General features: G+C 41.8%; 4 protein-coding genes. 2 read left to right on the top strand and 2 right to left on the bottom strand.

What is annotated here, in order from left to right:
- The first annotated feature begins 807 nt into the window (after nucleotides 1-807).
- Together H6G96_RS36085 and H6G96_RS36080 are read left to right on the top strand one after the other, a co-directional pair.
- Complete coding sequence (locus H6G96_RS36085; RefSeq protein ID WP_190918740.1) at nucleotides 808-2,688, top strand: ABC transporter ATP-binding protein; 1,881 nt, start codon at nucleotides 808-810, stop codon at nucleotides 2,686-2,688.
- A gap of 843 nt (nucleotides 2,689-3,531) precedes the next feature.
- Nucleotides 3,532-3,927 (top strand): hypothetical protein, encoded by a 396-nt coding sequence (locus H6G96_RS36080; protein WP_190918737.1) that lies wholly within the window; start codon nucleotides 3,532-3,534, stop codon nucleotides 3,925-3,927.
- Nucleotides 3,928-3,985: 58 nt separating this feature from the next.
- On the opposite strand, the gene H6G96_RS36075 is transcribed toward H6G96_RS36080, so the two are convergent.
- Together H6G96_RS36075 and dnaK are read right to left on the bottom strand one after the other, a co-directional pair.
- Nucleotides 3,986-4,621, bottom strand: a complete 636-nt coding sequence (locus tag H6G96_RS36075) for an acetoacetate decarboxylase family protein (protein WP_190918735.1) — start codon at nucleotides 4,619-4,621, stop codon at nucleotides 3,986-3,988.
- Between the two features lie 251 nt (nucleotides 4,622-4,872).
- A complete protein-coding gene (gene dnaK, locus H6G96_RS36070; RefSeq protein WP_190918733.1) occupies nucleotides 4,873-6,777 on the bottom strand; it encodes a molecular chaperone DnaK in 1,905 nt (634 codons plus the stop codon).
- Nucleotides 6,778-7,284: the final 507 nt, after the last annotated feature.

Genomic DNA, 7,284 nt, shown 5'->3' with positions numbered 1-7,284 from the left:
TACAAGCTTTACGTGATCGCATCCAAGAAATATTCGACCAACTTTCATTTGAGCAGGTGATTTCTGTCTCTTCTTATAATTTTATCCTAGAAGCTCTTTTCTATGCAGCTTCATATTAAATTGGTATAAGAACATTTAATAAATATAATTATCTTATTTTAATTTTGATAAAAACCCTTACATTATAAGAGTAGTAAATTCAAATTTATTACGTAAAAAACCATTCCCTTCATCCATTTTAAATAAAAAATAAAGAAATTAAAGCACAAAAACGCCGAACTAATGTTTTGGCTTGCAAGCATTAATTAATAGTACTGACAATTTATCGGACAGCCAATCATAAGTTATCTTAATATAACAATCCTAGATCATCTGTGAAAAGTTAGATCCCTTACTTTTTTGAGAAGTCGGGGATCTAAACACCACGAATTTTCCAAATTCAGATAGGATTGCTATATATACTATAGGATTAGCATTTTATTTTTGAAAAAACTCAGTACATATTTACCTGTCTTCTTCACTATTGCCTACCTATCGTGCTTGCGCTGCGAGAGGCTTCTCTTTCAGAGACGCGAACGCGCACCACGCAACTAAGTTCTCCGAATAAAATCGGATTCCTGTATGTCTGTTGGTTGGCAGATTAAGGGCTTAACAGTATCAAAAAATACTTATAATTTAAGTAGGCGTAGCCCGCACAACGGCCAAGCTCAGTGACCACCGCAGGCATCACTTTTCCAAGAAAAACTTTTTGATTTACTGACTTTAAACAAGCGTATTTTTTACAAACATTAATATAATGCTCTTACTATGAGCATCTATCAATCTCTCAAAAAATCTTATACGCAACATCGTCGCACTGAAAACGACTGGCGGTTGTTTTTGCGTCTAGTGCCTTATGCCCGTCGTAACGGACGGCTATTGGCGCTATCAATGGGCTTACTTGTACCGCTTGCCCTAGCTAATGCTGTACAACCACTGTTGATTGGCCAAGCTATCTCCCTAATTCGCAATGAACCAAACACTTACGAATTTCTCAGAAGTCGTCCCTTGTCACAAGGGCTAAATATCCTGCTGGGATTATTGTTAGTTGCGAACGCAATCCGACTGACTTTGACGGGCTTCCAAGGTTATATAGTACAAAATCTAGGGCAAAAAATCACCGCAGCAATTCGCCAAGACTTATTCCAGCATGTGACATCTTTAGCAGTACGGTTTTTTGACCGCACAGCCGTAGGTAAATTAATCACCAGAATCACCAGCGATGTGGAAGTGTTAGGCGATGTCTTTTCTACTGGAGCGATTGGGATTGTGTCCAATTTGTTTTCCATGCTGGTGCTTTTGGGTTTTATGTTTTCCATCCAATGGCAACTCACTTGTATGCTGCTATTGATGTTGTTACCAGTTACCTGGTTAATTGTTTACATTCAGCAACAGTACCGCAAAGCTAATTACAAAGGGCGAGAAGAACTTTCTATTCTGAACTCACAACTACAAGAAAATGTGGTTGGCATTAACGTAGTGCAGTTGTTCCGCCGGGAAAAATTTAATGCCGAATTGTTTCGCGCCACGAATCGGCGCTACACTCAGCAGATGGATCAAACCATCTTTTATGATTCATTTATTTCAGCAACCTTAGAATGGATTGGTCTGATTGCGATCGCAGCTGTTTTGTGCATGGGTGGTTGGTTACTGTTAGGAAAAAGTTTGGCTTTTGGAACTTTATCTGCATTTATCTTATATGCCCAGCAATTATTTGATCCCTTAAGGGATTTCGCCGAAAAATTTACAGTCATTCAAGCTGGTTTTACCGCCATTGAACGCGTAGGCGATATATTAGATGAACCAATAGAAATCCGCGATCGCGCCAATGTCCGCTTCTCAATATTTGATGCAAAATTTGGCTACATAGACGAGATCGTTGCAAATCTAGAATCCCCAGACGTTACTTCCGAGCCTGAACTGGGAGAAATCCGTTTTGATCACGTCTGGTTTGCTTACAAAAATGATGATTACGTAATTAAAGACTTAGATTTCACCATTCATCCAGGTGAAAAAATTGCATTAGTCGGTCCCACAGGTGCGGGTAAAAGTTCGATCATCCGTCTTTTGTGCCGCCTCTACGAACCCACCCAAGGACGCATTCTCATAGATGGTATAGATATCCGGGAAGTACCACAGGCAGAACTGCGGCGCTACATGGCAGTAATTTTCCAAGAAGGCTTTTTGTTTGCTGGCGATGTTAAAAGCAATATTTCTTTAGGAGATGGCTATACCATTGAACAGATTCAACAAGCAGCAGAGCAAACCAACATTGCCCAGTTTATAGAACAACTACCGCAAGGGTATGATACTCAACTGCGAGAACGGGGTACAAATATTTCTAGTGGTGAAAAGCAACTTTTAGCCTTTGCGCGGGCTGCCATTCGCAATCCCCAAATTTTGGTACTAGATGAAGCTACCGCTAGTTTAGATGTTGGTACAGAAGCTTTAGTTCAAGAAGCATTAAACCAGCTTTTGCTCAGACGTACTGCCATTATTATTGCTCACCGCCTGTCTACAATTCGCAATGTAGACCGGATTTTTGTTCTCAAGCGCGGTGAATTAATCGAACAGGGAAGTCATGATGAACTACTGCAACAAGGAGGGCTTTATGCCACTTTGCATAACTTGCAGATGTTGGGAGGTTAAGATATTTTCAGAATAATCTCAAAGAGGAAACAGCGATCGCTATCTCTATGACGACAACAACAAAAAGTAAAAGAGCAATTTTCAAATCTGGGGCTTGTCATCCAGGGCAAACACATCTAAATTACTCTTAACCACGATCAAGATTAAAAATCAACGGAAGAATTTAGTATTTATCGCTTGGTATAGTTTGCATACCTCAAAGCGATGTCTGCGACGGGCTATGCCTACACCTAAACCCTTAGCAAGAAGCATAAATTAATCAAACTATTTTTAGGCCTATGGAGAATCTACTGCTCTTGTTGACATGATGCCGTCCTCTTGGAGGATAAAGGCATTCGTGACAGGTTAAGATGAAATTCCTTTTGTTCAAATTGTTCAAACTTGTGTTTTCTATCCCCGTTTTCAACAAAATTTTAAGCACTACTAAGTACAGTCAGCATGAGAAAACCCAAGTATGTAAAGTTTTCTTTGGTTTGTTTAGTCAGATTAGTGGAAGTTCTAATATTTAGAAAGAGTTAAAAGAATTTGCCCTACCACCGGAATAAAAAACTGAAAGCCAAGCAATTCAGTAGGTGAAGGGGTTGAAAAGCCAGAGAATCAAATGTAATACGCTTGGTTTAGCGCCAAAAACCTTAAATTGTGTAGGTTGGGGACCCACTGCGTTGGGCGGGTTCCCCGACTTGAAGCTAAGTGGCGTTTGAGGAACGTAGACCCAAAGGCGCTTCCCGCAGCGTAACCTAACATTTCCAGGGCTTTATTGGGTTGCGCTTTGCTTAACCCTACCTACAATTTTCCACAAAGCCAAACGTATTGGAACCAAATGAATCAAAAGGAGAAATCATCATGGATTTTCGTAATTTTTACATTCCTACTATTTTGGCAGGATTAGCAATACTAACTTCCGCTAATCACGCACTAGCTATTGGTAAAGGTCAATATTTCGGATTCCAAAATAATACACAAGGAAAAACAGACAATCTAACACTGAGAATCGAAGAAACCTATCAATGTACCGAAGGAACTTGCTTTAAGGGTACGATAAACTTTCCCAGTGCAGGTTTCTCAGATTTGGTTGTTGGTTCCTCGTCAGGCAATCAATTTACTATGCGACGTTATGTAGGTAATGGTTTTAATTATGTACAAACTTTCAACGGGCTTACAAGTGCTACAGGCATTAGCGGCAGTTGGTTCACCGACCCAGAGCCGAATAACAAGGGAAGTTTCAGTGTAAGCCCATAAAATTCAGGGCTACCAATTTAAGCCGGATTTGACTGAAAGAATGTTTAGATGGAAATGCCTAGACACGCATCTGCTCGACAACTTTTGGCGCATCAATCCGCAAACTCATCTGCTCACAACGCACAGTTAACCAAGGCTGACCTAAACCTATTTCAGAAAAAGGACTTTCGGCGGGGACTTCTAAATTAGAACTAATCAAACCCAATACGGACTCAAATTCAGCAGGGAATATTAGCAAATCAGCACCCTTGGCGCTGAAAGCAGAGCCACTTAACCACTGTCTCCATGCCAAGCTTTGTTGATTATAGTTAAGGCTACAAAGCTTCCGGTTTTCCTGATACACAGTAACATGGTTTCCTTGCTGCCAGGTAAACTTAGCTAGTTCCTTTGGTAGTCCCCAAATTTCTCGACCACCAGCCACCGAATCAGCATTGTTTACATAAATGTGGGAAACCCAACCACCGATTTTTCTCTGGTAATTAACCACAGCTGGAGCAATTATTAATTCGCTGTACTCCAGTACCGAGCCTGAACCGTAATTAGATAAATACACGCTAGCAAGGGTTTTACCAGGCCATACAGAAATAATTCCTAACTCTAAGGGAATCAAAGGGCGCACTCGGTCAATATTTACCAAATGCAGAGTTTGGATAGCGTAGCCTTGAAGTGTCCAAGGTGCTTGTGGATATGGCATAAGGGAGTTAGGAGTTGAGAGTGAGGAGTTAGGAATAAAGGGAGTTAGGAGTTGAGAGTGAGGAGTTAGGAATAAAGTTAAGAATTAAGATTAAGAATTACCAATATTAGTTTTACTCTAACTTCTAACTTCTAACTTCAAACTCTTAACTTTTAACCCATAACTCCTTAAAAAAAATCCCCACTCAGGCATTTGTCTGAGTGGGTAATATGAGGTGGGACAAAATAATCTTCCCAAAAGAAGTAGGGGAATTATTTGCTTTCTGTAAAATCAGCGTCAATTACATCGTCGCCGCTACCAGAACTAGAGGTAGAACCACCATCTTGAGGTTCAGCACCAGGTGTAGCACCGCCACCAGCTTGTTGATAGATGTTGCTACCAACGGCGAATAGCGCTTGTTGCAATTCTGGGGTGAGCTTCTTGATTTGCTCATCGTCTTCTTTAGCAACTGCTTCCCGCAGTTCTTTCACTAAACCTTCGACTTTGGTCTTGTCAGCATCGGGAACTTTATCGCCCAATTCTTGTAGCTGCTTTTCAGCTTGGTATGCCAAGGAGTCGGCTTGGTTCTTGCGTTCAATCTTCTCACGCCGTTCTTTGTCAGATGAAGCGTTTTGTTCAGCTTCTCTTACCATCCGGTCAACATCAGATTTATCCAGAGTAGAAGCGCCGGTTATGCTGATGGACTGTTCTTTACCAGTACCTTTGTCTTTAGCTGTGACGTTAAGGATACCGTTAGCGTCAATATCGAACACCACTTCAATTTGAGGAACACCACGTGGTGCAGGAGGAATACCATCCAGACGGAAGGTTCCCAAGCTCTTGTTATCGTTAGAAAATTCGCGTTCACCTTGGAGAACATGAATTTCTACATTGGTTTGTCCATCCACAGCAGTGGAGAAGACTTCCGATTTCTTGGTGGGAATTGTTGTGTTGCGGGGGATAATTTTGGTCATCACGCCGCCCAATGTTTCAACACCCAAAGATAGCGGTGTTACGTCTAACAGCAAGATGCCAGTTACATCACCAGCCAATACCCCGGCTTGAATGGCTGCACCAACTGCTACGACTTCATCAGGGTTAACGGTTTGGTTGGGATCTTTACCTAATACCTGCTTCACAATCTGTTGCACAGCAGGGATGCGGGTTGAACCACCAACTAACACTACTTCATCAATATCGCCTTTGTTTAACTTGGCATCCCGGAGAGCGTTTTCCACAGGAATACGACAACGGTCGATTAAGTCAGAGCAAAGTTCTTCAAATTGAGCGCGAGTCAGGGTTGTATCCAGGTGCTTAGGCCCATCCTGGGTAGCGGTGATAAATGGCAAGTTAATTTCTGCTTGGCTGACGCTAGAAAGCTCAATCTTGGCTTTTTCTGCGGCTTCAGTCAGACGTTGTAAAGCTTGTTTATCTTTCCGCAGGTCAATGCCTTCGGCTTTCTTGAACTTCTCTGCTAAGAAGTCAACTATTTTTTTATCAAAGTCGTCACCACCAAGGTGAGTATCACCAGATGTGGCTAGTACTTCAAAAACTCCGTCTCCTACTTCCAGTACGGATACGTCGAAGGTACCACCACCAAGGTCAAACACGAGAATGGTTTCGTTACTCTTCTTGTCAAATCCGTATGCCAGAGAAGCAGCTGTCGGCTCGTTGATAATCCGTAGAACTTCAATCCCGGCAATTTTACCCGCGTCTTTTGTCGCTTGCCGTTGCGAGTCATTGAAGTATGCGGGGACGGTGATTACAGCTTGGGTTACAGTTTCACCCAGGTATTTGCTGGCATCTTCAACTAGTTTGCGAAGAACTTTTGCAGAAATTTCTTCAGGAGCAAACGGTTTACCAGCTATAGGACAATCTAATTTAACATTGCCACTGCTGCTGAGGACTTTGTAAGAAACTTCTGTAGCTTCATTACCTACTTCATCGTAGCGGCGACCGATAAAGCGTTTGACTGAGTAAAACGTATTTTCGGGGTTCATCACCGCTTGGCGCTTGGCGATTTGACCAACCAAGGTGTCGCCGTTTTTTGCAAATGCGACTACTGATGGCGTTGTCCGAAAACCTTCAGCATTAGCAATTACTGTGGGTTTACCACCTTCCATCACTGCCACGCAGGAGTTCGTTGTTCCTAAGTCAATTCCAACTACTTTTGCCATTTTAGGTGCTGGCTCCGTATAACTACAAATGAATGAATGAGAATATAAAGGACTAAATTTTGAACCAATAGGGTCAATAAATCAGCCAGTTCAGCATGAATACCTTTGATTTGGCTTTTCTGGGGTTAAAACTCCAGATATGCTGATATATATACTGAAGCTTAGTGTTAGCCAGTCCATGAAGGGTGGTTTCCCGAACCTTGCTTAGGACGGTTAAACTAACTAAACAGTTTTTTTAGTTGTTTCATGGATTGATTGCCTTCACTCTGTCTAATGTATGAGAATTAATACTTTCAGTAATTAGGGTGAACCGTAACGGTAGAGTGGTGTTTGCCGTCTTTAGAGGTAATAAATTGCAGAAGCACTGAGGATATAACAAAATTAACTGGCGCGATGCCGAATAGCTCAACCCAGGCATCGCTTCCGTAATTCTGTATTAAGTTATTAAGCATGGGGCATGGGGCATTGAATAAAATATTACTCAGCACTGGCTAAACGCCCCGCTAA

The sequence above is a fragment of the Nostoc sp. FACHB-892 genome (assembly GCF_014698795.1).
In the GTDB taxonomy this organism is placed as follows: domain Bacteria; phylum Cyanobacteriota; class Cyanobacteriia; order Cyanobacteriales; family Nostocaceae; genus Nostoc.
This window is presented reverse-complemented; position numbering and strand designations above follow the sequence as displayed.